Consider the following 1019-nt stretch of genomic DNA (forward strand, 5'->3'; position numbering starts at 1 on the left):
GTGGAACCGATTTATGATCGTTACGAACGAGGTCGATGTCCTTATTGAGCGGTTGCGCCGGGCTGATGCAAGATTCCGCGGCGAAATCAGCGACGGCGGTGCCGGTCGCGCCATCTTGCTCGAAGATCCATCGGGCAACGTCATCGAGCTATTCGAGTTCAAAAAGGACTGAGCCTGACGTAGAGCTGGTGACGGCGGGCGGTTGGTTTTGATGCGTCTGCTCATGGTCATGTCGCGTTCCGCCACCGACGACAGATTTCTGCCGTCTTTGATCAAAAGCGGACGAGCCGGAATCCACCCCGGCGACGGTGTTCGACACGGAGTCCCGACCAATTGAGCGTAGCATTTGCCAAGGAGGAAAGCGCCGAGACAGCATCGGAAACCATCCTGCCGGCTCGCCCTATCTCCGGTCGGATCAACCTCGTCACGGACGCGGGCCTCAAGATGCTGCAGGATGAATTGGCTCGCGCTCAGCAGGCCCTCGAGGCCGCTAACGCGCTGGAAGATGTCAACGAGAGGCGACGGCAGTCGGCGGTTCCGGTTCGAGATATGCGCTATTATGCCGAACGCGTCCGTACGGCTCAGCTTATGTCGGTGCCGACGTCTAATGAAGTGATCGCCTTCGGCCACACCGTTACCTTCGAGCGTGATGATGGCCGCACTCAGACCTTCCGCATCGTCGGTGAGGATGAGGCCAACCCGTCTCAAGCTTCCATATCGCACGGTTCATCGGTTGCCATCGCATTGATTGGCAAAACCGTTGGCGACGTTGTCCAGCTAGGGCAGCGCGAACTCGAGATCCTGTCCATTTCTTAGTTGGGCATCGGGCTACGACGCACGACCGAATTGCAGGCATGTTCTGTGACTTCGTCACGGTCAACCGCCACCGTCACGTTTGGTACACCGTCAGGTGACGCGCGCGAGTTACACCCGCCGCCGTAACATGGAGGTTGCCAGCTTGCCGCGAGCCACCCATTCTGCGCTTAATAGCGGCAACTCAGGGGCGAGTAATGGGCCGA

The 1019-nt window shown here is 59.0% G+C and carries 2 protein-coding genes; both read left to right on the top strand.

The window, feature by feature from the left end:
- Window positions 1–13 precede the first annotated feature (13 nt).
- The gene (locus tag NKI95_RS34290) at window positions 14–172 is read left to right on the top strand and encodes a VOC family protein (RefSeq protein WP_352722270.1); all 159 of its coding nucleotides are present in this window, start codon (window positions 14–16) and stop codon (window positions 170–172) included.
- A gap of 161 nt (window positions 173–333) precedes the next feature.
- A complete protein-coding gene (gene greA / locus NKI95_RS34295; protein WP_352566317.1) occupies window positions 334–816 on the top strand; it encodes a transcription elongation factor GreA in 483 nt (160 codons plus the stop codon).
- Window positions 817–1019 lie beyond the last annotated feature (203 nt).

Source organism: Mesorhizobium sp. M0306 (genome assembly GCF_040321655.1).
In the GTDB taxonomy this organism is placed as follows: Bacteria; Pseudomonadota; Alphaproteobacteria; order Rhizobiales; family Rhizobiaceae; genus Mesorhizobium.